This is a genomic window from Kitasatospora sp. NPDC056446 (genome assembly GCF_042796115.1).
Lineage (GTDB): Bacteria > Actinomycetota > Actinomycetes > Streptomycetales > Streptomycetaceae > Kitasatospora.
In genome coordinates, this window is sequence record NZ_JBHTRF010000081.1 from 1 (window position 1) to 24,059 (window position 24,059).

At 71.8% G+C, this 24,059-nt stretch carries 22 protein-coding genes and 3 tRNA genes; 22 read left to right on the forward strand and 3 right to left on the reverse strand.

Features of this window, described 5'->3' with window-relative positions; translation table 11 throughout:
- Positions 1-482: 482 nt before the first annotated feature.
- The 6 genes from kdpF to ACFQ6N_RS33520 all read left to right on the forward strand — a co-directional run bounded on the left by kdpF (position 483) and on the right by ACFQ6N_RS33520 (position 8,478).
- Positions 483-572 (forward strand): K(+)-transporting ATPase subunit F, encoded by a 90-nt coding sequence (gene kdpF / locus ACFQ6N_RS33495; RefSeq protein ID WP_045693083.1) that lies wholly within the window; start codon positions 483-485, stop codon positions 570-572.
- A 1-nt stretch (position 573) separates the two neighbouring features.
- A complete protein-coding gene (gene kdpA, locus ACFQ6N_RS33500) occupies positions 574-2,238 on the forward strand; it encodes a potassium-transporting ATPase subunit KdpA (RefSeq protein ID WP_380657397.1) in 1,665 nt (554 codons plus the stop codon).
- Complete coding sequence (gene kdpB, locus ACFQ6N_RS33505) at positions 2,238-4,403, forward strand: potassium-transporting ATPase subunit KdpB (RefSeq protein WP_380657399.1); 2,166 nt, start codon at positions 2,238-2,240, stop codon at positions 4,401-4,403. Before kdpA ends, kdpB begins: the two co-directional genes overlap by 1 nt.
- 21 nt (positions 4,404-4,424) lie before the next feature.
- Positions 4,425-5,054, forward strand: coding sequence for a potassium-transporting ATPase subunit KdpC (gene kdpC / locus ACFQ6N_RS33510; protein ID WP_380657401.1), 630 nt, complete (start codon positions 4,425-4,427; stop codon positions 5,052-5,054).
- A gap of 120 nt (positions 5,055-5,174) precedes the next feature.
- Positions 5,175-7,811 (forward strand): ATP-binding protein, encoded by a 2,637-nt coding sequence (locus ACFQ6N_RS33515; RefSeq protein ID WP_380657403.1) that lies wholly within the window; start codon positions 5,175-5,177, stop codon positions 7,809-7,811.
- A complete protein-coding gene (locus ACFQ6N_RS33520) occupies positions 7,804-8,478 on the forward strand; it encodes a response regulator (protein ID WP_380657405.1) in 675 nt (224 codons plus the stop codon). The genes ACFQ6N_RS33515 and ACFQ6N_RS33520 overlap by 8 nt, the downstream gene beginning before the upstream one ends.
- A 243-nt stretch (positions 8,479-8,721) precedes the next feature.
- Here the strand turns inward: ACFQ6N_RS33520 and ACFQ6N_RS33525 are convergent, their stop codons facing one another.
- On the reverse strand, positions 8,722-9,990 hold the full coding sequence (locus tag ACFQ6N_RS33525) for a hydrolase (RefSeq protein WP_380657407.1): 1,269 nt from the start codon (positions 9,988-9,990) through the stop codon (positions 8,722-8,724).
- Positions 9,991-10,242: 252 nt separating this feature from the next.
- On the opposite strand from ACFQ6N_RS33525, the gene ACFQ6N_RS33530 reads away from it, so the two are divergent.
- The 8 genes from ACFQ6N_RS33530 to ACFQ6N_RS33565 all read left to right on the forward strand — a co-directional run bounded on the left by ACFQ6N_RS33530 (position 10,243) and on the right by ACFQ6N_RS33565 (position 15,083).
- Positions 10,243-10,315: transfer RNA gene (locus ACFQ6N_RS33530), tRNA-Thr, on the forward strand.
- Positions 10,316-10,359: 44 nt separating this feature from the next.
- A tRNA-Met gene (locus ACFQ6N_RS33535) sits at positions 10,360-10,432 on the forward strand.
- Between the two features lie 83 nt (positions 10,433-10,515).
- Entirely contained in the window at positions 10,516-10,680 is a 165-nt protein-coding gene (rpmG, locus tag ACFQ6N_RS33540) for a 50S ribosomal protein L33 (RefSeq protein ID WP_006604855.1), read from the forward strand.
- Between the two features lie 133 nt (positions 10,681-10,813).
- Complete coding sequence (locus tag ACFQ6N_RS33545) at positions 10,814-11,272, forward strand: MaoC family dehydratase N-terminal domain-containing protein (RefSeq protein WP_380657409.1); 459 nt, start codon at positions 10,814-10,816, stop codon at positions 11,270-11,272.
- A 5-nt stretch (positions 11,273-11,277) separates the two neighbouring features.
- Complete coding sequence (locus ACFQ6N_RS33550) at positions 11,278-11,700, forward strand: MaoC family dehydratase (RefSeq protein ID WP_380657411.1); 423 nt, start codon at positions 11,278-11,280, stop codon at positions 11,698-11,700.
- Positions 11,701-11,839: 139 nt separating this feature from the next.
- Positions 11,840-12,385, forward strand: a complete 546-nt coding sequence (locus tag ACFQ6N_RS33555; protein WP_380657446.1) for a TetR/AcrR family transcriptional regulator — start codon at positions 11,840-11,842, stop codon at positions 12,383-12,385.
- An 86-nt stretch (positions 12,386-12,471) separates the two neighbouring features.
- Positions 12,472-13,920: a DHA2 family efflux MFS transporter permease subunit gene (locus ACFQ6N_RS33560; protein ID WP_380657413.1), complete on the forward strand. Its 1,449-nt coding sequence runs from the start codon at positions 12,472-12,474 to the stop codon at positions 13,918-13,920.
- Positions 13,921-14,030: 110 nt separating this feature from the next.
- On the forward strand, positions 14,031-15,083 hold the full coding sequence (locus tag ACFQ6N_RS33565; protein WP_380657447.1) for a UDP-N-acetylmuramate dehydrogenase: 1,053 nt from the start codon (positions 14,031-14,033) through the stop codon (positions 15,081-15,083).
- Positions 15,084-15,114: 31 nt separating this feature from the next.
- On the opposite strand, the gene ACFQ6N_RS33570 is transcribed toward ACFQ6N_RS33565, so the two are convergent.
- Together ACFQ6N_RS33570 and ACFQ6N_RS33575 are read right to left on the reverse strand one after the other, a co-directional pair.
- A complete protein-coding gene (locus tag ACFQ6N_RS33570; protein WP_380657415.1) occupies positions 15,115-16,188 on the reverse strand; it encodes an adenosine deaminase in 1,074 nt (357 codons plus the stop codon).
- Positions 16,189-16,311: 123 nt separating this feature from the next.
- Positions 16,312-17,559 carry a pyridoxal phosphate-dependent aminotransferase gene (locus tag ACFQ6N_RS33575; protein WP_380657417.1) on the reverse strand — a complete coding sequence of 416 codons (1,248 nt, stop codon included), beginning with the start codon at positions 17,557-17,559 and terminating at the stop codon, positions 16,312-16,314.
- A gap of 285 nt (positions 17,560-17,844) precedes the next feature.
- Here ACFQ6N_RS33575 and ACFQ6N_RS33580 point away from each other — a divergent pair.
- From ACFQ6N_RS33580 to ACFQ6N_RS33615, 8 genes are all read left to right on the forward strand, one after another.
- A tRNA-Trp gene (locus tag ACFQ6N_RS33580) sits at positions 17,845-17,917 on the forward strand.
- Positions 17,918-18,067: 150 nt separating this feature from the next.
- Entirely contained in the window at positions 18,068-18,427 is a 360-nt protein-coding gene (gene secE, locus ACFQ6N_RS33585) for a preprotein translocase subunit SecE (RefSeq protein WP_380657419.1), read from the forward strand.
- A 208-nt stretch (positions 18,428-18,635) separates the two neighbouring features.
- Positions 18,636-19,547, forward strand: a complete 912-nt coding sequence (gene nusG / locus ACFQ6N_RS33590; RefSeq protein ID WP_380657421.1) for a transcription termination/antitermination protein NusG — start codon at positions 18,636-18,638, stop codon at positions 19,545-19,547.
- Positions 19,548-19,712: 165 nt separating this feature from the next.
- Positions 19,713-20,147 carry a 50S ribosomal protein L11 gene (gene rplK, locus ACFQ6N_RS33595; protein WP_380657423.1) on the forward strand — a complete coding sequence of 145 codons (435 nt, stop codon included), beginning with the start codon at positions 19,713-19,715 and terminating at the stop codon, positions 20,145-20,147.
- A gap of 102 nt (positions 20,148-20,249) precedes the next feature.
- On the forward strand, positions 20,250-20,972 hold the full coding sequence (rplA, locus tag ACFQ6N_RS33600) for a 50S ribosomal protein L1 (protein ID WP_380657425.1): 723 nt from the start codon (positions 20,250-20,252) through the stop codon (positions 20,970-20,972).
- A gap of 290 nt (positions 20,973-21,262) precedes the next feature.
- Complete coding sequence (locus tag ACFQ6N_RS33605) at positions 21,263-22,036, forward strand: hypothetical protein (protein ID WP_380657427.1); 774 nt, start codon at positions 21,263-21,265, stop codon at positions 22,034-22,036.
- A gap of 120 nt (positions 22,037-22,156) precedes the next feature.
- Positions 22,157-22,996, forward strand: a complete 840-nt coding sequence (locus ACFQ6N_RS33610; protein ID WP_380657429.1) for a hypothetical protein — start codon at positions 22,157-22,159, stop codon at positions 22,994-22,996.
- Between the two features lie 100 nt (positions 22,997-23,096).
- On the forward strand, positions 23,097-24,044 hold the full coding sequence (locus ACFQ6N_RS33615) for a hypothetical protein (protein ID WP_380657430.1): 948 nt from the start codon (positions 23,097-23,099) through the stop codon (positions 24,042-24,044).
- The last annotated feature ends 15 nt before the right edge of the window (positions 24,045-24,059 follow it).

Here is a 24,059-nt window from a genome sequence, read left to right on the forward strand (position 1 = left end):
TGGGGGGCGGGGGGTGTCGCGCTTTGTCCGGGGGGGGGGGGGGTCCCCCGCGGGGGGGGGGGGCGGGTCCTCGTCCCCGGGCGCGCGGGGGGGCCCCGCCCCCCCGGCCCCCTCCGCCGTTCCGCACCCGTTCCGCACCCGTTCCGTACCCGTTCCGCCGCCCCGCCGGCTGCGCCCTCCCCGCAGGCCGGGCGCGGATCTCGGCCCGATCACGACGGTCTCGGTCCGGTGAAGCGCGCGTCAAGGTCGCGTCAACGCCGCGCTATCACCCGTATGGAGGGCGTCAGGGCCCCGTAACGCGCCTCTGACGGCTGGTTTGCTGCATCTGCCGGCGGTCCGCCGGCGCCGTGCGGGCCTTCCGGCCCAGGTCGCGGCATCTCCCGAACCGCTCTGGTGGAGCCCATGTCCGATCTCATCTACGTCGGTGTCACGGTCGCCGTGTTCGCCGTCATCGCCCTGATCGCGCGGGGGGTGGAGAAGCTGTGAGCGCCGAGAACATCGCTGGTCTGGTCGTGGCCGTCGCGCTCGTCGGCTATCTCGTCGTGGCGCTGATCTTCCCGGAGAAGTTCTGACATGGGATCCACTCTCGCGGGCTGGTTGCAGGCCCTCGCCCTCGTCGGCGCGCTGGCCCTGTGCTACCGCCCCCTTGGCGACTACATCGCCAAGCTCCTCACCACCTCGAAGCACCTCAGAGTCGAGCGCGGCATCTACAAGGTGATCGGCGTCGACGGTGACGCCGATCAGCGCTGGCCGGTGTACCTGCGCTCGGTGCTGGCCTTCTCGGCCGTCTCGGTCGTCTTCCTGTACGCCCTGATCCGGCTGCAGAACTTCCTGCTGCTGAACCTGGGCGTTCCGCAGATGGAGGGCCACCAGGCCTGGAACACCGCCATCTCGTTCGTCGCCAACACCAACTGGCAGTCGTACGCCGGTGAGTCCGCGATGGGCCACCTGGCGCAGATGGCGGGCCTGGCGGTGCAGAACTTCGTCTCCGCGGCCGTCGGCATCGCGATCGTGGCGGCGCTGATCCGCGGCTTCACCCGCAACCGGACCGACCGGGTCGGCAACTTCTGGGTCGACCTGGTCCGGATCAACCTCCGGCTGCTGCTGCCGATCGCGTTCGTGTTCGCCCTGGTCCTGGCCGCCTCCGGGGTGATCCAGAACTTCCACGGCTTCCACGAGGTGACCACGCTCAGCGGCGAGGTGCAGAAGATCCCGGGCGGGCCGGTGGCCTCCCAGGAGGTCATCAAGCTGCTCGGCACCAACGGCGGCGGCTTCTTCAACGCCAACTCGGCCCACCCGTTCGAGAACCCGAACGGCTTCTCCAACCTGGTCGAGATCTTCCTGCTGCTGGTGATCCCGTTCGCGCTGCCCCGGACCTTCGGCCGGATGGTGGGCGACAACCGCCAGGGCTACGCGATCGTCGCCGTGATGGGCCTGTTCTGGGTGGCCTCGACCGCCCTGCTCACCCTCGCCGAGTCGCAGCACCAGGGCGCCGCCCTGCAGGCCGCGGGCGCCGCGATGGAGGGCAAGGAGCAGCGCTTCGGCATCGCCGCCAGTTCGCTGTTCGCCGCCTCGACCACGCTGACCTCGACCGGCGCGGTGAACTCCTTCCACGACTCGTTCACGCCGTTCGGCGGCGGGTTGACGGTCTTCAACATGATGCTGGGCGAGATCGCGCCCGGCGGCACCGGCTCCGGCCTGTACGGCATGCTCGTGCTGGCGATCATCGCGGTGTTCGTCGCCGGCCTGATGGTCGGCCGAACCCCCGAGTACCTGGGCAAGAAGCTCGGCGGCCGGGAGATGAAGTTCGCCTCGCTGTACATCCTCACCACGCCGACGATCGTGCTGGTCGGCACGGGTGTGGCGATGGCCCTGCCGGGCGAGCGGGCCGGGATGCTCAACTCGGGCGCCCACGGCTTCTCCGAGGTGCTGTACGCCTTCACCTCCGCCGCCAACAACAACGGCTCGGCGTTCGGCGGCATCACCGTCAACACCGACTGGTACGACACGGCGCTCGGCCTGGCGATGGTCTTCGGCCGCTTCCTGCCGATGGTGTTCGTGCTGGCGCTGGCCGGCTCGCTCGCCCAGCAGCAGCCGGTCCCGGCCACCCCGGGCACCCTGCCCACCCACAAGCCGCTGTTCGTGGGCCTGCTGTCGGGCGTGATCCTGATCGTCGTCGGCCTCACCTACTTCCCGGCCCTGGCTCTCGGGCCGATCGCGGAAGGTCTCACCTCCTGATGTCCACCCCTACGCTCAACCCCGCACCGGCCGACAAGGCCGAGCCCGCCGCGCCGCACAGAGTGTCGAGCGGCCTCCTCGACCCGAAGCTGATCGTCGCGTCCCTCCCGGACGCGGTGAAGAAGCTCGACCCCCGGGTGATGGTCAAGAACCCGGTGATGTTCGTGGTCGAGGTGGGCTCGGTGGTCACCACCGTCGCCGCGATCGCCGACCCGTCGGTGTTCGCCTGGTCCATCACGGTCTGGCTCTGGCTGACCACGGTCTTCGCCAACCTGGCCGAGGCCGTGGCCGAGGGCCGCGGCAAGGCCCAGGCCGACACCCTGCGCAAGACCAAGACCGAGAGCGTCGCCCGCCGGCTCACGAACTGGCCGGCCTCCCAGGCCGAGGAGGAGGTCCCGGGGACGGCCCTGCAGCTCGGCGACCACGTGGTGGTCGAGGCCGGGCAGGTCATCCCGGGCGACGGTGACGTCGTCGAGGGCGTCGCGTCCGTCGACGAGTCGGCGATCACCGGCGAGTCCGCGCCGGTCATCCGCGAGTCCGGCGGTGACCGCTCGGCGGTGACCGGCGGCACCAAGGTGCTGTCCGACCGGATCGTGGTGAAGATCGCCTCGGAGCCCGGCAAGTCGTTCATCGACCGGATGATCGCCCTGGTCGAGGGCGCCGCCCGGCAGAAGACGCCGAACGAGATCGCGCTCAACATCCTGCTGGCCTCGCTGACCATCGTCTTCCTGGTCGCGGTCGTCACGCTCCAGCCGATGGCCACCTACGCGGGCGCCCCGCAGTCGATGATCGTCCTGGTCGCCCTGATCGTGGCGCTCATCCCGACCACCATCGGCGCGCTGCTCTCCGCGATCGGCATCGCCGGCATGGACCGGCTGGTCCAGCGCAACGTGCTGGCGATGTCCGGCCGCGCCGTCGAGGCCGCCGGCGACGTCAACACCCTGCTGCTCGACAAGACCGGCACCATCACCCTGGGCAACCGCCAGGCCGCCGAGTTCCTGGCCGCCCCGGGCGTGAGCACCGACGAACTGGCCAGTGCCGCCCAGCTCTCCTCCCTCGCGGACGAGACCCCCGAGGGCCGCTCGATCGTGGTGCTCGCCAAGACCGAGTACGGTCTGCGGGCCCGCGCCCAGGGCGAGCTGACGCACGCCACCTGGGTCCCGTTCACCGCCCAGACCCGGATGTCCGGCGTGGACCTGGACGAATCAATGGGTGCGGAGCGCAGCGACTCGGACAAGGGTGGCGGCGGGCGACGGGTGGGCGGGATCCACCAGGTCCGCAAGGGCGCGGCCGGCTCGGTCTCCAACTGGGTGACCGAGAACGGCGGTTCGGTCGGCGACGAGGTCGCCGCCCTGGTCGACGGCATCTCCGCGGCCGGCGGTACCCCGCTGGTCGTGGCCACGAAGACCGGCAGCGAGCCCGCCCGGGTCCTCGGGGTGATCCACCTCAAGGACGTGGTCAAGGAGGGCATGCGGGAGCGCTTCGACGAGCTCCGCCGGATGGGCATCAAGACCATCATGATCACGGGCGACAACCCGCTGACCGCCAAGGCGATCGCGGAGGAGGCCGGCGTGGACGACTTCCTCGCCGAGGCCACGCCCGAGGACAAGATGGCCCTGATCAAGAAGGAGCAGGAGGGCGGGAAGCTGGTCGCGATGACCGGCGACGGCACCAACGACGCCCCCGCGCTCGCCCAGGCCGACGTCGGCGTCGCGATGAACACCGGGACCATGGCGGCCAAGGAGGCCGGGAACATGGTCGACCTGGACTCCAACCCGACCAAGCTGATCGAGATCGTGGAGATCGGCAAGCAGCTGCTGATCACCCGTGGTGCGCTGACCACCTTCTCCATCGCCAACGACGTGGCCAAGTACTTCGCGATCATCCCCGCGATGTTCGCCGGGGTCTACCCGGGCCTGAGCCACCTCAACATCATGGGTCTGCACAGCCCGCAGTCCGCGATCACCTCGGCGATCATCTTCAACGCCCTGGTCATCATCGGCCTGATCCCGCTGGCCCTGCGCGGTGTCCGCTACCGCCCGTCCGACGCCAGCTCGCTGCTGCGCCGCAACATCGGGGTCTACGGCTTCGGCGGCCTGGTGGTGCCGTTCGTCGGCATCAAGCTGATCGACCTGATCATCCAGTTCATCCCCGGCCTCAGCTGACGCAGGGAAGGAGAAAACACCATGTCCAAGCCCCTGCCGACCTCCGTCCGCACCCACTTCACCGCGCTGCGCGCGCTGTTGGTGCTCACGGTGATCCTCGGAGTCGTCTACCCGCTGGTGGTCACCGGCATCTCCCAGGTCGCCTTCGGCGACAAGGCCAACGGCTCGATCGTGACGTCCGACGGCAAGGAGGTCGGTTCCAGCCTGCTCGGTCAGAACTTCAACCTGCCCAAGGCCAACCCGGACGACCCGAAGGAGGAGGCCAAGCCGGACCCGAAGTGGTTCCAGCCGCGCCCCGCCGCCAACGGGTACGCCGGTGACAACTCCGGCGCCAGCAACCTCGGCCCGAACAGCGAGGACCTGCTGAAGGCCGTCAACGACCGCCGCGCCGCCGTCGCCGAGTTCGACGGCGTCGACCCGGCGACCGTCCCCGCCGACGCGCTGACCGCCTCCGGCTCCAGCCTCGACCCGGACATCTCGCCGGCCTACGCCAAGGAGCAGGTCGACCGCGTCGCCAGGGAGCGCAAGCTCCCGGTGGAGAAGGTGGCCGGACTGGTCGACAAGTACACCGAGAGCCGTCCGCTCGGCTTCCTCGGCAACGAGGTGGTCAACGTCGTGCTCCTCAACAAGGCGCTCAGCGAGAAGAAGTGACACCACCTCGCATACGCAGGTGACCGGGCCGGCCCGGGCGGGGAGGAGCACCTCCCGCGCCCGGGCCGGCCGACCCGTACCCGCAGACGTGCACCATTTCGGATGGAAAGAGCAGTGCCCATGGCCCGCGACCTCAACCCCGGCGCCGGAATCCGCGGCGGCCGGCTGAGGGTGTACCTCGGCTCCGCGCCGGGGGTAGGCAAGACCTACCGGATGCTGGACGAGGCCCGGCGCAGACAGGAGCGCGGGGCCGAGGTCGTGGTCGGGTACATCGAGTGCCACGGCCGACGCCACACCGAGGGCATGCTGGCCGGCCTGGAGGTCGTGCCACGGGTCCACCGCTCCTACCGGGACGTCGGGTTCGAGGAGATGGACCTCGACGGCGTCCTCGCCCGCCGCCCGTCCGTCGTCCTGGTCGACGAACTGGCGCACACCAACATCCCCGGCGGCCGCCACGCCAAGCGCTGGCAGGACGTCGAGGAACTGCTCGCCGCCGGGATCGACGTCATCACCACCGTCAACATCCAGCACCTGGAATCGCTGAACGACGTCGTCCAGAAGATCACCGGCATCCCGCAGCGCGAGACCGTCCCGGACGAGGTGGTCCGCCGGGCAGACCAGATCGAACTCGTCGACATGGCCCCGCAGGCGCTGCGCCGCCGGATGGCCCACGGCAACGTCTACAAGGCGGAGAAGGTGGACGCCGCGCTCTCGAACTACTTCCGGATCGGCAACCTCACCGCCCTGCGCGAACTCGCCCTGCTCTGGGTGGCCGGGCGGGTCGACGAGGGCCTGCGCGACTACCGGGCCAGCCACAAGATCGACCGGGTCTGGGAGACCCGTGAGCGCGTCGTGGTCGCCCTCACCGGCGGCCCCGAGGGCGAGACCCTGGTCCGGCGCGCCGCCCGGATCGCCGACCGGACGGCCGGCGGCGACCTGCTGGCCGTCCACGTCACCCGCAGCGACGGCCTGGCCGGCGCCTCCTCCGGCGCGCTCGCCCAGCAGCGGCAACTGGTCGAGACCCTCGGCGGCAGCTACCACGTGGTGGTCGGCGACGACATCCCCACAGCGCTGCTCGCCTTCGCCCGCGCCCACGACGCCACCCAGCTGGTCCTCGGCACCAGCCGCCGCGGCCGGATCAACCGCTTCCTCACCGGCCCCGGCATCGGCGAGACCACCGTGGACGCCTCCGAGGACATCGACGTCCACATGGTCACCCACGAGTTCACCGGGCGCGGCCGGCTGCCCGCGCTCGGCCGCCGCCACTCCAGGCGCCGCACCGTGCTCGGATACGCGGCGGGCCTGACGCTGCCCTGGCTGCTCACCGCCGCGCTCTCCCAGGCGCACGAGCGGATCAACCTCACCACCGACGCGCTGATCTTCCAGCTCGGCGTGGTCATCGTCGCCCTGCTCGGCGGCGTGATGTCCGCCCTGGTGGCCGCGCTCATCGCCTCGGTGCTGCTGAACTACTACTTCATCCCGCCGATCCACAGCCTGACCATCGGCGAGACCAACAACATCGTCGCCCTGGTGGTCTTCGCCGCCATCGCCCTCGCCGTCTCCACCGTGGTCGACCACGCCGGCCGGCTCACCACCCGGGCCGCCCGCGCCACCGCCGAGGCCGAGACCCTCTCCACCCTGGCCGGCAGCGTGCTGCGCGGCGCCGACGCGCTGCCCGCCCTGCTGGAGAAGTCCCGGACGGCCTTCGGCATGCGGGCCGTCGCCCTGCTCTCCAAGGCCGACGGCGACGTGCTCGCGCACTGCGAGGACGAGCACCAGGACGACGGCGCCGGCCCGCGGGAGAGCACCGAGGTGCCGGTCGGCACCGACGCCGTCCTGGTGCTCACCGGCCGCCGGCTGTCCGCCGCCGACCAGCGGGTGCTCACCGCCTTCGCCGCCCACGTCGCCGCCGCCCTGGAACGCGACCGGCTGGCCGTGGTCGCCGCCGAGGTCGAACCGATCAAGGCCGCCGACCGGATGCGCACCGCCCTGCTCGCCGCCGTCAGCCACGACCTGCGCACCCCGCTCGCCGCCGCCCGCGCCTCGGTCGGCTCGCTGCGCAGCCCCGACGTCGAGTTCTCGCCCGAGGACCAGTCCGAACTCCTCGCCACCGCCGACGAATCGCTGGTCAAGCTCACCCGCCTGGTCGACAACCTGCTCGACATGAGCCGGCTCCAGGCCGGCGCGCTCACCCTGCACCTCACCGAGACCCACCTGGACGAGGTCCTGCCCCGGGCGCTCGACAGCCTCCCCGACCCGTACGCGCCGATCCAGCCGCTCGACCTGACCATTGACATCGATGAGGGCGCCCCGGCGGTGCTCGCCGACCCGCCGCTGCTGGAGCGGGTGCTCGCCAACGTGATCACCAACGCGCTGCGCCACAACGCCCCCGGCGCACCCGTCCTGGTCACCGCCAGCCACCACGCCGACCAGGTCGAGATCCGGGTGATCGACCGGGGCCCCGGTATCGCCCCCGAGGACCGCGACCGGGTCTTCCTGCCCTTCCAGCGCCTCGGGGACACCGACAACACCACCGGCGTCGGCCTCGGCCTCGCCCTGTCCCGAGGCCTCGCCGAGGCCATGGGCGGCAGCCTGGAGGTCGAGGACACCCCCGGCGGCGGCACCACCATGCTGCTCACCCTGCCGGTCGCCCACGAGTCCGTCGGGCCCGAGCCCGTCGCCCATGAGCCCGCCGCCTCCGAGCCCGTCGCCCCCGCAGTGCCCGAAGCCCCTGGGGAGGAGCCACCGCATGAGTGAGATCCTGGTCGTCGACGACGAACCGGCCCTACTGCGCACCCTCCGGATCAACCTCAGTGCCCGGCAGTACGCCGTCCGCACCGCGGCCAGTGGAGGCGAGGCGCTCGACCGCGCCGCGCACTCGATCCCGGACGCCGTCCTGCTCGACCTCGGCCTGCCCGACCTCGACGGGATGGACGTGCTGCGCGGCCTGCGCACCCACAGCGCGGTGCCCGTCATCGTGCTCTCCGGCCGGTCCGACGCCGCCGACAAGGTCGGCGCCCTGGACGCGGGCGCCGACGACTACCTGACCAAGCCGTTCCTGATGGACGAACTGCTCGCCCGGCTGCGCGCGGTGCTGCGCCGGCCGACGACCGGCCCCGCACCGGTCCGGCCGGTGATCGGCGAGCACACCGTGGACCTCGGGGCCACCACGGTGAACGGCCCGAACGGCGCGGTGCGGCTCACCCCGACCGAGTGGCGGATCCTCGCCCTGCTGCTCGCCAACCCCGGCCGGCTGGTGCCCGGGCGGCAGATCCTGCGCGAGGTGTGGGGCCCGGCGCAGGAGGGGCGCGGCAACTACCTGCGGGTCTATCTCGCCGGACTGCGCCGCAAGTTGGAGCGGGACCCGGCCCGGCCGCGGCACCTGATCACCGAGCCGGGGATCGGGTACCGGTACGTGCCGTAGGCGCCGGACCGGCGCCCGGTCGTCAACGACCCGTCAAGAGCGGCCCCGGCGCCGACAGGAGGGCGTCAAGGCCGGTGGCGGCGGTGTTCCGTGGGCGTAGCGTCAGTGTCGAACCGAGCGGGGCCCTGCTCCATGTGGGGGAAGCCTGGGGCCGCTCGCGCCGCCGTCCACGGACGGCCAGCAGGTGGGGGAGGGGCGCGCGACAACCCGTCGCGCGCCCCTTTTTGCCTGTCCGTACGGACGTCAGTCCTCGGTGCTCCCGGACTGCCGGGGCAGCGCCAGCGCCACGGTGTCGGCGAACTCCCGCACCGCGCTGGTCCGGCTGACCACCCGGCCGCTGTGCACCACCAGCCGGCTGTGCCCGCCCGCCAGCGCCCCGGCCAGGCTGTCCCCGCGCACCGCCAGCAGCTCCGCCGGGAACCCGGCGTCCACCCGGACCGGCGGCAGCCCGAGCACTGCCCGGGCCTGGTTCCCCACCGCGTCGTACGCCGCCTCCAGGGTCAGCTCCCCGCCCGCCGCCAGCAGGTACGCCGCCTCCAGCGGGTCGGCCCGGCCGACCGGGTTGGACGGGTCGCGCAGCGCCCCGCTGCCCGCCGCCAGTGGCACCCCGGCCGCCGCCAACTCCCGCAGCAGGCCGGGCCGCGGAGCCGTCGGCGGGCCCTCCAGGCCGGTGCAGCCGCCGTTCTGCGGCAGGCACACCACCCGCACCCCGCTGGTCGCCAGCACCGTCGACGCGCCCCTGGGCAGCGCGCCGCACGGCCCGAGCGTCACCCGGGGGCGCAGCGGTGCCAGGGCGCCCGCCAGCCGCGCGAGCCGGGCCGCGTCGGCGGCGGTGGTGTGCAGGTCCACCGGGCAGTCCGCCTCCCGGGCGGCCTCCAGCAGCACCTGCACGTACCCGGCCGGGTCCGGGTCCAGCTCGGGGCAGCCGCCGGCCGCCGTGGCGCCCAGCTTGAGCGCCTCGCGCAGCTGCGCCCGACCGTCCGCGCCGGCCCTGCCGGTCAGCAGCCGGGGCATCGCCACCGCCTGCAGTTCGGCCAGTCCGCGCAGCGCCTGCCGGGCGGTGAGCACCGCCTCCAGCCGGCTCAGCCCGTGCACGTCGCCGATCCGGACGTGGGTGCGCTGGGCGGTGGCGCCGTAGCCGAGCGAGGTGAGCGCGGCCTCGGTGACCCGGCGGGTGAGGTCGGCCCGGGTGTCCGGCGGCGGGGCGGGCAGGGCGGCGGAGAAGGCGGTGTCGTAGTGGGCGTGCGCCTCGGCGGGGGCAGGGAGTAGCAGGTAGCCCTTGAGGTCGATCCGGGCGCCGGTGGTGACGGTGGGCGCGCCGGGGAGGGCGGGCAGCGGGCCGAGGCTGCCGACGGTGCCGACGGCCTGGATCCGGTCGCCGCTGATCCGGACGTCCACCACCCGCCCGTCGGCCAGCCGGGCGCCGGTGAGCAGCAGGACCGGGCCGTGCCCGAGCGGGTTGGCCGCCGGGCCGGGCCCCTGGTGCGGCCCGTCGGCGGCTGCGCTGTCCATCGCCGGCTCCTTCTCGTGCCGGCCCGTGCGGTCGGCCGGTCGATCCCGATCAATGAGCGTCGAGCCTATGGCGCCCGGGGGCGGGGCGCCGGGAGGCGGGCAATAGTCGTATCGGGTCGGGCCGTGCGGCTCACCGGCCGTTCGAACGCCCGGCCTTGGATCGCTCGCCCGTGCACGTCGTCCACCTGCGGTCTTCGCCGCGGGATACGGATTTCACCTCCGGGCGCGAAACGTGTAATCTCTTCCTCGTTCGCCCCTATAGCTCAGTCGGTAGAGCGTCTCCATGGTAAGGAGAAGGTCTGCGGTTCGATTCCGCATGGGGGCTCTGGTGAGAAGTACTCCGGTTTCGGCCGTGGTGCGGATCACTGTGGCGGTGTAGCTCAGTTGGTAGAGCAAGCGGCTCATAATCGCTGTGTCACCGGTTCAAGTCCGGTCACCGCTACCCCGCGTAGTCGGTCGGGAGATCGCACTCCCGGTCGGCTACTCTTGTTGTGTTCTTATTCGTTGTCCCAGGAAGGCACTCCCGTGGCTGCCACCGACGTCCGCCCGAAGATCACGCTGGCCTGCGTGGAGTGCAAGGAGCGGAACTACATCACCAAGAAGAACCGGCGTAACGACCCGGACCGTCTTGAGATGAAGAAGCACTGCCCCCGCTGCAACTCGCACACCGCGCACCGCGAGACCCGCTGACCTCTTCGGAGGGTATCGGGCCTGTGTGACTCAGGTCTTTTCGACTCCGGGCCGCATCCCTCACAAGGGGTGCGGCCCGGAGTCTTTTCCGTATCCGTCCGCTTCGTATCCATCCGTGTTCCGAGGAGCTGCCATGGCGCTCGACCCCTCCTTCATCGGGCGCAGTTACCCGCCCACCGAGCCGTACGAGGTCGGCCGGGAGAAGATCCGCGAGTTCGCGACCGCGATCGGTGACGCCAACCCGGCGTACACCGACGCGGAGGCGGCGAAGGCGCTGGGCCACCCGGACGTGATCGCCCCGCCGACCTTCCCGTTCGTGATCACCTACCGCGCGGCGGGCCAGGTCGTCGAGGACCCGGAGCTGGGCCTGGACTTCAGCAGGGTGGTGCACGGCGACCAGAAGTTCAGCTACACCCGCCCGGTGCGGGCCGGCGACCGGCTCTCGGTCGCGGTGACCATCGACAACATCAAGTCACTGGCGGGCAACGACGTGCTCACCGTGCGTGGCGAGGTGACGGACGGGACCGGCGAGCACGTGGTGACGTCGGTCATGACCCTGGTGGCCCGGGCCGCCGACGAGGCGGGGGAGTGAGCGCGATGGCGATCAGCTACGACGAGGTCGAGGTCGGCACCGAGCTGCCGGCGCAGTCCTTCCCTGTGACCCGTGACACGCTCGTGCGGTACGCGGGTGCCTCGGGCGACTTCAACCCGATCCACTGGAACGAGAAGTTCGCCCGGGAGGTCGGCCTGCCGGACGTCATCGCGCACGGCATGTTCACCATGGCCGAGGCGATCCGGGTGGTCACCGACTGGGTCGGCGACCCGGCCGCGGTGGTCGAGTACGGCGTCCGGTTCACCCGCCCGGTGCCGGTGCCCAACGACGGGGTCGGCGCGGTGGTCGAGGTCTCGGCCAAGGTCGCCAAGAAGCTGGAGGACGGCAAGGTGCAGGTCGACCTGCTGGCCACCACGGGCGGGCAGAAGGTCCTCGGGATCTCCAGGGCGGTCGTCCGGCTCGCCTGAGCCCTCCGGTCGTCGGCCGCCCGGCCGTCGGCTCGCGGCGGGGGGTTCCGGTCGGAGCTCCCCGCCGGGGCCGGCCGGGCCCTTGCGAAGATAGTGATTGGCCACTAACTTGGAAGTCATGGCGAGGTCGAGCATGCGGATGAGTGCGGAGGAGCGGCGCGAGAGCGTCGTCCGTGCCGCGATGATCGAGTTCGCCCGGGGCGGCTACCGGGGCACCTCCACGGAGGCGATCGCCCGCCGGGTGGGGGTCTCGCAGCCGTACCTGTTCCGGCTGTTCCCGGGCAAGCAGGCCATGTTCGAGGCGGCTGCCGAGCGGTGCGTCGAGGAGACCTGGCGGGTCTTCGACGAGGCCTCGGTCGGGCTGACCGGCGAGGCGGCGGCCGAGGCGATGTCCGGCGCGTACCTGGGGCTGGTCGAGGACCGCGACCAGCTCATGATGCAGATGCAGCTCTACGTCTCGGTGTTCGCGGCCAGGGCGGCCGGCGAGGAGGAGATCGGGGAGACCGCCCGGCGGCTGTGGGAGGACCTGTTCGAGCGGGTCAGGATCCGGATCGGCGGTGACATGAGGGACGCCACGCAGTTCTTCGCGCACGGGATGCTGATCAACACGCTGGTGGCGCTCGGCTTCCCGACGGACCACCGGATCTGGACCGGCTTCGACGACGGGTGCGTCGGGGCCGAGTAGTCGGGCCGCACGGTGACCTCCGTGCGGCCTCTTTTCGGCCCATGAAAGTTATTGATCAATAACTACCCAAGGAGCCTGGGGGAATCATGACGGAGAAACCGGCCTTCGGAAGAACCGCGATCTGGACCCTGGTGATCGTCAGCGCGGCCAGCTTCATGGCAGCCCTCGACAACCTGGTGGTCACCACCGCACTGCCGTCGATCCGGGAGGAGCTCGGCGGCGGGCTCTCCGACCTCGAATGGACGGTCAGCGCCTACACCCTGAGCTTCGCCGTGCTGCTGATGTTCGGCGCGGCCCTCGGCGACCGCTTCGGCCGCCGCCGGATCTTCCTGGTCGGCCTGGCGGTCTTCACCACAGGGTCCGCCGCGGCCGCCCTCTCCCCGGGGATCGGCGAGCTGATCGCCGCCCGGGCCGTCCAGGGCGTCGGCGCCGCGGTGATGATGCCGCTCACCCTCACCCTGCTCACCGCCGCCGTGCCCGCGGCCAAGCGGGGCCTGGCCTTCGGCATCTGGTCGGGCGTCAGCGGCCTCGCCGTCGCCGCCGGACCGCTGATCGGCGGCTCGCTGACCGAGCACTTCTCCTGGCAGTGGATCTTCTGGGTGAACGTCCCGGTCGGCCTCGTCCTGCTGCCGCTGGCCTTCCTCCGGCTCGGTGAGAGCCGGGGCGCCGTCCGGGCCCTGGACGTGCCCGGAACCCTGCTGGTCAGCCTGGGGATGTTCGGGGTGGTGCTCGGCCTGATCCGCGGCAACCCGGACGGCTGGACCAGCCCGCTGGTCCTCGGCGCCCTGATCGCCGGCGCCGTCCTGCTGGCCGCGTTCGTCTGGTACGAGCAGCGGGTGGCGGCCCACCCGGTGCTGCCGATGCGGCTCTTCCGCAGCCGCGCCTTCTCGGCCGTCAACGCCGCCAGCCTGCTGATGTACCTCGGGATGTTCGGCTCGATCTTCCTGATCAGCCAGTACCTCCAGGGCGTCGGCGGCTACAGCCCGCAGGAGGCCGGCATCCGGATGCTGCCGTGGACCGCGATGCCGCTGCTGGTCTCGCCGATCGCGGGCATCGTCTCCGACCGGACCGGCGGCCGGCCGATCGTGGTCACCGGGCTGGTGCTCCAGGCCGTCGGCCTCGCGATGTTCGGCCTGGTCGTCGACGGGAACGGCGGGTTCGACTACCCGGCGCAGATCCCCGCCATCGTGATCTGCGGGATCGGCATGTCGCTGTACTTCGGCCCGACCGCCCAGCTGGTGATGGCGAGCGTCCGGCCGCAGGAGCAGGGGATCGCCTCCGGCGCCAACAACGCGCTGCGCGAGGTCGGCGGGGCGCTCGGGGTCGCCACGCTGGCGGCGGTGTTCTCGGCCCAGGGCGGCTACCAGTCGGCGCAGGCCTTCGCGGACGGGCTGGTGCCCGCGCTGTACGTCGGCGCGGCGGCCGTCGCCGTCGGGGCGCTCGCCGCGACGGTCATCCCGCGCCGGGGCAAGGCCCAGGCCGGGGCGGCCGACGGGCAGCCGGCGGGGGACCGGGCCGAGGCCGCCCGGGTCTGAGCCGGTGCGCACCGGGGCCCGGCCGGTGCGGGGCGGACCGGTGCGGGACGGATCGCGGGGGCGGACCACAGGGGAAGGGCGGCCGGGGAGGCCGTCCTTCCCCCCGTACGCTGGTGGGCGTGCTGGTAGAAAACGACGCCCCCCTCGCCCCGCTGACCACGTTGCGGCTCGGCGGCCCGGCCCGCCGCCTGGTCACCGCCCACACCGACGACGACGTGATCGCCGCCGTCCGCGAGGCGGACGCGGCCGGTGAGCCGCTGCTGGTCCTCGGCGGCGGCTCCAATCTGGTGATCGGCGACGCCGGCTTCCCCGGCACCGTGCTGCGGATCGCCACCGTCGGCTTCGCCCTGGACGGCACCGTGCTGGAGCTGGCCGCCGGCGAGGTGTGGTCGGAGGCGGTCACCCGGACGGTGTGCGAGCACGGCCTGGCCGGCATCGAGTTCCTGGCCGGCATCCCCGGCTCGGCCGGCGCCACCCCGGTGCAGAACGTCGGCGCGTACGGCCAGGAGGTCGCCCAGACGATCACCGAGGTGGTCGCCTTCGACCGCACGGCCGACGAGGTGGTCACGCTCTCGAATGCCGAGTGCGCGTTCTCCTACCGGCACAGCCGCTTCAAGGCCGAGCCGGACCGCTACGTGGTGCTGCGGGTCCGGTTCGCCCTCTCGGACCAGGGCGGGCTCTCCGGCCCGGTCAGGTACGCCGAGGTGGCCAAGCGGTTCGGCGTCGGGCCGGACGAGCGGGTGCCGCTGGTCCGGGCGTACGAGGCGGTGCTGGGGCTGCGGGCCGGCAAGGGCATGGTGCTCGACCCGGCGGACCACGACACCTGGTCGGCGGGCTCCTTCTTCACCAACCCGGTGCTGACGGCCGCGCAGTACGAGTCCTTCCGCACCCGCCCGGGCGCCGAGAACGCCCCCGCCTACCCCGCCCCGGAGGGCCGCACCAAGACCTCGGCGGCCTGGCTGATCGACCGGTCCGGCTTCGGCAAGGGCTACGGCAGCGGGCCGGCGACGCTCTCCACCAAGCACACCCTGGCGCTCACCAACCGGGGTTCGGCCACCGCCGAGGACCTGCTGGCACTGGCCCGGGAGATCCGGGACGGCGTCCGCGAGGCCTTCGGGGTGGAGCTGGTGAACGAGCCGGTGATGGTCGGGGTCGCGCTCTGAGCGTCCCGAGCGTCCCGAGCCCCCGAGCGCTCTAGGCGCTCGCGGTGGCGGCGGCGGGCGCGTCCGCAGGGGCGTGCCCGTCCACCAGCCAGGCGTCGATGTCCGCCAGCAGTTCCTTGCGGACCGCCTCCGGCGCGACCGAGCCGCGCACCGACTGCCGTGCCAGCTCGGCGAGTTCGGCGTCGCTGAAGCCCAGGGCGTCCCGGGCCAGGTCGTACTGGGCGGCCAGCCGGCTGCCGAACAGCAGCGGGTCGTCCGCGCCCAGCGCCAGCGGCACCCCGGCGTCGAAGAGCTTGCGCAGCGGCACCTCCTCGGGGCTCTCGTAGACGCCGAGCGAGACGTTGGAGGACGGGCAGACCTCGCAGGTGATCTGGCGGGCGGCCAGCCGCTCCATCAGTCGCGGGTCCTCGGCGGCCCGCACGCCGTGGCCGATCCGGCGGGCGTCCAGGTCGTCCAGGCAGTCCCGGACGGACTGCGGGCCGGCCAGCTCGCCGCCGTGCGGGGCCGCCAGCAGGCCGCCCTTGCGGGCGATCGCGAAGGCCCGGTCGAAGTCCCGGGCGAAGCCGCGGCGCTCGTCGTTGGAGAGGCCGAAGCCGACCACCCCGTGGTCGGCGTAGCGGACGGCGAGGCGGGCCAGCGTCCGGGCGTCCATCGGGGACTTCATCCGGTTGGCCGCGACCAGGACCCGGATGCCCACCCCGGTGGCCGCGGCGGCCTGCCGCACCGCGTCGAGGATCAGTTCCAGCGCGGGGATCAGCCCGCCCAGCCGGGGCGCGTACGAGGTCGGGTCGACCTGGATCTCCAGCCAGCGGGAGCCGTCGCGCCGCTCGTCCTGCGCGGTCTCCAGGACCAGCCGGCGGATGTCCTCCTCGTCCTGCAGCACCGAGCGGGCGGTGTCGTACAGGCGCTGGAAGCGGAACCAGCCGCGTTCGTCGGTGGCCCGCAGTTTGGGCGGCTCGCCGGAGTTGAGCGCCTCCGGCAGCCGGACGCCGTGCTTGTCGGCCAGCTCCAGCAGGGTGGCGGGGCGCATCGAGCCGGTGAAGTGCAGGTGCAGGTGGGCCTTCGGGAGGCCCCTGACGTCTCGCGGGTTCAACAGGCGTTCCATTCACCGATACTGCCGTATGCGACCCCCAAACGGGAACCGCCCTCTTTCCATCCCCCGAAGGGGTGAAAAGAGGGCGGCTGTGCCCATCGGCTTGGCGGATGAATCCGGCGGGTCGGGCCGTCGTCAGTCGCGGGCCTCGCCGAGCAGCTTCTGGATCCGGCTGACGCCCTCGACCAGGTCGGCGTCGCCGAGCGCGTAGGAGAGCCGCAGGTAGCCGGGGGTGCCGAAGGCCTCGCCCTGGACGACCGCGACCTCGGCCTCGTCCAGGATCAGGGCGGCCAGCTCGCCGGAGGTCTGCGGGCGCTTGCCGCGGATCTCCTTGCCCAGCAGGCCCTTCACCGACGGGTAGACGTAGAAGGCGCCCTCGGGCTCGGGGCAGACCACGCCGTCGATCTCGTTGAGCATCCGCACGATGGTCTTGCGACGGCGGTCGAACGCCTCGCGCATCTCGGCGACGGCGTCCAGGTCGCCGGCGACGGCGGCCAGGGCGGCGCGCTGCGCGACGTTGGAGACGTTGGAGGTGGCGTGCGACTGGAGGTTGGTCGCGGCCTTGATGACGTCCTTGGGGCCGATCACCCAGCCCACCCGCCAGCCGGTCATCGCGTAGGTCTTGGCGACACCGTTGACCACGACACACTTCTCGGCCAGCTCGGGCAGCACGGCCGGCAGCGAGGTGAAGGTGGCGTCGCCGTAGACCAGGTGCTCGTAGATCTCGTCGGTGAGCACCCACAGGCCGTGCTCCAGCGCCCAGCGGCCGATCGCCTCGGCCTCGGCCTCGGTGTACACCGCGCCGGTCGGGTTGGACGGCGAGACGAACAGCACCACCTTGGTGTTCTCGGTGCGGGCGGCCTCCAGCTGCTCGACCGAGACCTTGTAGCCGGTGGTCTCGTCGGACACGACCTCCACCGGGACACCGCCGGCCAGCCGGACCGACTCCGGGTAGGTGGTCCAGTAGGGGGCCGGGATGATGACCTCGTCGCCCGGGTCCAGGATCGCGGCGAACGCCTCGTAGATCGCCTGCTTGCCGCCGTTGGTGACCAGAACCTGGGAGGCGTCCACCTCGTAGCCGGAGTCGCGCAGCGTCTTGGCGGCGATCGCGGCCTTCAGCTCGGGCAGGCCACCCGCAGGGGTGTAACGGTGGTTCTTCGGGTCGCGGCAGGCCTCGACGGCCGCGTCGACGATGTAACCCGGCGTCGGGAAGTCGGGCTCGCCGGCACCGAAGCCGATCACCGGACGGCCGGCCGCCTTGAGGGCCTTGGCCTTGGCGTCCACGGCGAGGGTCGCGGACTCGGCGATCGCACCGATCCGGGCGGAGACCCGGCGGTCGGCGGGGCGGATGGAAGGGTCGGGCTGCGGGGTGGAAGCGCTCATGCCTGCATCGTCGCAGAACCGGGACGGACCGGGCATGGCGGTTCCAGTATCCGTACGGCTCCGTCCGCATCTCGGCACCCGGTGATCCGCCGGTGGGGTCCCGGGCCGGCCGGACATCCGCCGGGAGTTCGGCCCTCCCGGAAGAAGACGTTCGACCAAATGCCCCTCGACCACGTACACTCGCTGATCGACGGCCCGCCGAAAAGAACCGGAGCTTTCACCGACTGTGCAGACAGCGGGGGGAGATACGGTAGGTTGGTCGCCACCGGAGCCGCGAGGCACCGTAGGGCAATAGCTCAATTGGTAGAGCACCGGTCTCCAAAACCGGCGGTTGGGGGTTCGAGTCCCTCTTGCCCTGCTGCTTGATCCGTTTTCAGCCCGTTCGCTCCACAGGAGTGAGCGGGCTTGATGCGGAGATGGCACCGATCAGCACCGCTACGCCGGCCGGTTCGTGCCCCAATCTGGTGTGCGACCACGTTCGGCAGGACCCGGATTCAGGTGAGGACGAGTGACGGAGACCACGGGCTCCACCGCAACGCCTGAGAGCGGCAACCCCGAGGGGGCCGACGGCGCTGCCGAGACCACGCCTGCGGAGGGCGAGGAGAAGGCGCTCTCGCGCCGCGACCGCAAGCGGGCCAACCGCTCCGGCGACAAGAAGTCCGGCAAGCGGGCCAAGAAGGGCCCGTTCGCCCGCATGGGCCTCTTCTACCGCCAGATCATCGCCGAACTGCGCAAGGTCGTCTGGCCGACCCGGAGCGAGCTCACCAACTACACCACCGTCGTGGTCGTGTTCGTCGTGGTCGTCATGGCCTTCGTGGCCGGTCTGGACTACGGCTTCTCCAAGCTGAGCCTCCTGGTCTTCGGCTGACGCGATCGGCCGCCTTCGAAACAGCTTCCCGACCCGGGCCGACCTTCGGTCCGGGTCGAGCTGTCGGTGGCGGTCGTACGCGCCGTTACCGTTGACTCGGTACTGTTGAAGTCTCCGAGACCTCACCAGGCGCCCGCGCGAGCGGCAGCGTGCCGGGTCCGGTTTCGGAGCGCGTACCTTCACCATCTCCAGGAAAGAAGCAGCCACCGTGTCTGAGTCCCCCCTGTACGACGCCGACGAGACCGTCCGCGAGGCGGATGTCGCCGCCGAGCTGGACGCGGCCGAGCAGGCTGACGACGCAGAGTCCGCCGAGCAGATCGTCGACGCCGCGGACAGCGACGAGGACGAGGTCGAGGCGTACGACGAGGCCGAGGCCGGTGAGCCGGCCGAGGAGGCCGCGCTGCACGTGGAGGGCGACGCCGAGGCCGAGGCCGAGGAGGTCGCGGAGGACGCCGCCGAGGAGACCGAGGCTGAGGTTGACGCCGAGGTCGAGGCCGAGGAGCCGGCCGTCGAGGTCGACCCGGTCGCCAAGTTCCGCGAGGACCTGCGCTTCATGCCGGGCGAGTGGTACGTGATCCACACCTACGCCGGCTACGAGAACCGGGTGAAGCAGAACCTGGAGCAGCGCGCGGTCTCGCTGAACGTCGAGGAGTACATCTTCCAGGCCGAGGTGCCGCAGGAGGAGGTCGTCCAGATCAAGAACGGCGACCGCAAGACCATCCGCCAGAACAAGCTCCCCGGCTACGTCCTGGTGCGCATGGACCTCACCCCGGAGTCCTGGGGCGTCGTGCGCAACACCCCCGGTGTCACCGGCTTCGTCGGCAACGCCTACGACCCGTACCCGCTGACCCTGGACGAGGTCGTCAAGATGCTCGCCCCGGACGTCGAGCGCCAGGCGGCCAAGGAGGCCGGCAAGCCCTCGCCGGTCAAGCCGAGCGAGATCCAGGTCCTGGACTTCGAGGTCGGCGACTCGGTCACCGTCACCGACGGTCCGTTCGCGACCCTCCAGGCGACCATCAACGAGATCAACCCCGACTCGAAGAAGGTCAAGGGCCTGGTCGAGATCTTCGGCCGGGAGACCCCGGTCGAGCTCTCCTTCGACCAGATCCAGAAGAACTAGTCGCACAGTCTTCGGATCCGGGGCAGGGCCGAGCGCCCTGCCCCGGATCCGTTTTGGTCCAGCGGCGCGAACGCGTTAGCCTGGTTGGATGTGTGTGCTGGCGGCCGGGTGTCGCCCCGGTCCCACACGCATCAGCAATCACCTCTCGGAAGGACCCGGAGAGACATGCCTCCCAAGAAGAAGAAGATCACGGGGCTTATCAAGCTCCAGATCAACGCCGGTGCGGCCAACCCGGCGCCGCCGGTCGGCCCCGCGCTGGGCCAGCACGGCGTCAACATCATGGAGTTCTGCAAGGCCTACAACGCTGCGACCGAGTCGCAGCGCGGCATGATCGTGCCGGTGGAGATCACGGTCTACGACGACCGTTCCTTCACCTTCATCACGAAGACGCCGCCGGCCGCGCGCCTCATCCTGAAGGCCGCGGGCGTCGACAAGGGCTCCAGCGAGCCGCACAAGACCAAGGTCGCCAAGCTCACCAGCGCCCAGGTCCGCGACATCGCCACCACGAAGATGCCCGACCTGAACGCCAACGACCTGGACGCCGCGGAGAAGATCATCGCCGGCACCGCCCGGTCGATGGGCATCACCGTCGAGGGCTGATCCCTCCTATCCCCTCGGGGATACAACGGCTCAGCCGTCCCTTGTGGTAGGGCCTGCGCAGGCCCGTGACACCACAACTCCCATCACCATTCAGGAGCAGCTATGAAGCGCAGCAAGGCCCTGAAGGCCGCGGACGCCCAGGTCGACCGCGAGCGCCTTTACGCCCCCCTCGAGGCCGTCCGCCTCGCCAAGGCGACCAGCACCACCAAGTTCGACGGCACCGTCGAGGTCGCCATGCGTCTGGGCGTCGACCCGCGCAAGGCCGACCAGATGGTCCGCAGCACCGTGATCCTCCCGCACGGCACCGGTAAGACCGCTCGGGTCCTGGTCTTCGCGACCGGCGAGCGTGCCGAGGCCGCGCGTGCTGCGGGTGCCGACATCGTCGGCTCGGACGAGCTCATCGACGAGGTCGCCAAGGGCCGCCTCGACTTCGACGCCGTCGTCGCCACCCCGGACCTCATGGGCAAGGTCGGCCGCCTCGGCCGCGTGCTCGGCCCGCGTGGTCTGATGCCGAACCCGAAGACCGGCACCGTGACCCCGGACGTGGCCAAGGCCGTGAACGAGATCAAGGGCGGCAAGATCGAGTTCCGCGTCGACAAGCACTCGAACCTGCACTTCATCATCGGTAAGGCCTCCTTCACCGACGTGCAGCTGGTCGAGAACTACGCCGCCGCGCTGGACGAGGTGCTCCGCGCCAAGCCGTCCGCCGCCAAGGGCCGCTACATCAAGAAGACCGCGATCTCGACCACCATGGGCCCCGGCATCCTGGTGGACTCGAACCGCACCCGCAACCTCCTCGTCGAGGAGGACCCGGCCGCGGTCTGAGCCTCCGTGCTCTAGAGCGTCCGTACGACGGGCCCGTACCCCCTTCACCGGGGGTGCGGGCCCGTCGTCGTCCCCGAGGACGGGGCCGTGGCGGGCCCGGTCGCGGGGCCGGGACCGGCCCGAATGGGAACGTCTGCCCGAGTCGTCGTACGCTCTGCCGGTCAGATCATGTGGAGAGCCTGTGACCGCCGGAGTGTGACGTGCCGCCCGCCCCCCGCTCGCCCGCCCCCCGTTCGTCGGCACCCCGTCGTTCGTCGGCACTCCGCCGTTCGTCGGCCCCCCGCCGGTCGGTGCCCCGCTCCGCCGTGGCCCTGGCGGCCCTGGCGCTGCTCGGCGCCACCACCGGCTGCAGCCTGCTGGCCGTCCCGGACGCCCGTACCCCCGGCGGTCCCGTGCCGCTGCCGCCCAAGCAGGTGGTGCTGGCTGCCGCCCAGGCGCTGGACGACGCCGGCGGCGCCCGGATCGAGGTGGCGCAGGACGGACCGGCGGGCCGGCGAACCGCGAGCGGCGCGCTGGTCTGGGGCGCCCGGGACGAGGCCGCGCTGACCGTCACCGACGAGACGGGCACCGGGCAGCTGGCGATGAAGGACGGCGCGATCGACCTCGCCCGCCAGGGCGGTGCGACCGGGCACGCCGACCGGGCCGGGGCCGAGTCGCTCGACCCGAAGGCCGGACCGGCGCCGGACGGCTTCGCGGGCGGCTGGATGACCGCGCTGGTCACCAACCCGGGCAGCCGCGCGTACGCGATCGGGCAGCGGGTCCCGCTCCGCTCGCTCGGCGGGGAGGAGATGGGCGGGGTGACCGTCGCGCACTACCAGGGCTCCGTTCCGGTCGACGAATTCTTCGGCGTGGACCAGGAGTTGAGCCCGGCCCGGCGGGCCGCGACGCTCGACTGGTACCGGCAGGGCGGGGTGGCGGTGATCGGTTTCGACGTCTGGGTCGGGCCCGGGCAGCGCCTGCTGAGGCTGCGTGAGACGGCACGGGGGAGTGCCGGAACCACCGTGACCACCACGGATGTCCCCTCTGTCGGGACGGGGGACGAGACGCCCCCCGCAGGAGGCTGACGGGAGCCCGGAAATCCGCCGCGTGGCGGATCCGACGATCCGTTAGAGTCCGCTCGGAACGACCTGCGAAGAGCTGAAAATCAGCTTTCCAGGCGCATCGGATCTCACGGGGGTACCTTCATGCGCGCTGTGCGCCTCGCCTCGGCCGTCGCCACGACGGCCGTCCTGCTCGCCGCCGTCACCGCCTGCGGCAGCAAGGGCGGCAACGACGCCAAGAGCGGCGACGCCAAGGGCTCCGACCCGCTCGCGGCGGCGCTGACCTCGGACCCGAAGGCCGCGCTCACCGCCTCCGCCCTGGTCATGCAGAAGGCCGGCAACGGCAAGGTCCGCATGGTCAGCCCGGACGACGCCAAGGGCGGTGGCAGCGGCGACGCCGACTGGAAGGACCCGGGCAAGGTGTCCGTGGACCTGGCCGGCGACATGGAGGGCAAGAAGCTCCGGATCCGGGTGGTCGGCGCGGACGCCTACCTCGGCGGCGACGACGCCGCCTCGGCCGCGGCCCTCGGCGGCAAGCACTGGATCAAGCTGACCCCCGGCAACGGGGCCGGCGACGGCTTCCGCGCGGCCGGCCAGCTGCTGAACCCGGTCGTCGTGCTGACGGTCGCGGCCCAGAACGGCAAGCTCTCCAAGGTCGGCCAGGAGGCCCTGGGCGGCGTCCAGACCACCCACCTGCGGGCGGTCGAGGACACCTCCGCCCTGGTGGCCGCGATGTCGGCGCTCTCCGAGGACCAGCGCAAGACCGTCCAGAAGACGCTGGAGCAGGACGGCAAGACGCTCACCTTCGACTTCTGGCTGAACGCCAAGCAGGAACTCGTCCAGTACCAGGAGTACGGCGACACCAACGGCGCGAAGGCCGCCGTCACCGTCACCTACTCCGACCTCGGCAAGGCCGCCGCGGTCGCGGCGCCCGCCGCCGCCGACCTCGGCAGCGAGGCCGACCTCCTCAAGCTGCTCGGCTGATCCCGCCGGGCCCGTGGAACCGGAGCCCGTGCGGCTCCGGACGTACAGCCGGCTACACCCCGGGCGCACCTCGCGCCCGGGGGTCCTCAAGGGGGGAACCATGGCTGGAATCCGCAAGACCGCCGCTGCCGCCGTCCTGGCCGTCGTGGCGCTGACCGCGACCGCCTGCAACGACGGCAAGGGCACCGGCGCCGCCCCGGCCGCGCCGACCACGACCGCCCCGGCCGCCGCGCCGTCGGCGGCCACCCCGTCGTCGCCCGCCGCTCCGTCCACCGGTGAGAAGCCGGTCAAGCTGACCCCGGCGGTCCTGCTGGAGCAGGTCACCAAGAAGACCGGCGCCGCGAAGTCCGCGAAGATCGACGAGGTGATCGCGATCGGCCAGGTCACCATGAAGGGCAAGGGGGCGGTGTCCTGGGCCGACGGCCTCCAGGGCGAGATCACCATGGACCTGTCCGATTCCCCGCTGGGCAGCGTCCTCGCACCCGTCACCGGCGGCACGACCGCCCCGTACCGCTACACCAAGGACGCGATGTACATGCGCCTGGGCGGCGACGCGGTCGGGGCGTTCGGCGGCCGGCACTGGCTGCACTACAGCAAGGCCGACATGGCCACGGCCTCCGGAAGCTCGACCGACCAGCTGAAGAGCGCGGACCCGGTGCAGGGCGTCCGGAACCTGATCGCCACCGGCAAGGTGACCGAGGTCGGCCAGGAGACGGTCGCCGGCAAGGCCGCCACCCACTACACCGGAGAGCTCAGCGCGGACGACATCGCCGGCGCCACCGGGACCGGCCTGACCAAGGACGAGCTGGACCAGGTCAAGCAGACCCTGGACACGGCCGGCATCACCAGCGAGACGATCGACGTCTGGATCGACGCCGACCAGCTGGTGGTCAAGCGGAGCGAGCAGGCGGACACCAAGGTCGGCACCATGAAGGCCACCGTCAGCTACTCGGACTACGGGACCCCGGTCACCACGACCGCGCCGGACCCGTCCGACACGGTGGAGCTGTCCGAGCTGGCGCAGCTCGGCAAGGGCTCCGCCGGCTGACCGGCGCCACCAGGC